This is a genomic window from Frigoribacterium sp. AC759 (assembly GCF_979256015.1).
In genome coordinates this window covers 1-276 of the sequence record NZ_CEEDMT010000085.1, presented here as the reverse complement: position 1 = coordinate 276, position 276 = coordinate 1, and the positions used below count along the sequence as shown (strand labels likewise).

Sequence of the window (276 nt, the reverse complement as noted above, 5' to 3'; positions counted from 1 at the left end):
ACGTTAGCGCTGGCCGCTGAAACTGGCGGCGACGCGCCCCTGCGTCCCCGCCTTTAAGGGGTCGCGATCGGCTCGGCGATGGAGTCCATCACCGTCAGGGGATGGCCGACCGACCCCTCCCCGATCGGCGCGGGAGTGATCACGACGGTGTCGCCAGGGCGGAGGCTTGCCCGAAGCTGAGCGTAAAACGGGCGCGGCGCACGCAGGCGACCGACCATGGCCGCGCTCAACTCGGCTCCCGCCTCGGCCTCGCGTCCCGGCAGGCCGGCGTAGACC

General features: G+C 72.1%; 1 protein-coding gene. It reads right to left on the bottom strand.

The features are described 5' to 3' along the window. Positions 1-53: 53 nt before the first annotated feature. Positions 54-276, bottom strand: a 223-nt coding sequence (locus ACZ6JE_RS15185) for a hypothetical protein (RefSeq protein ID WP_464319477.1), incomplete at its 5' end; no start/stop codon positions are given.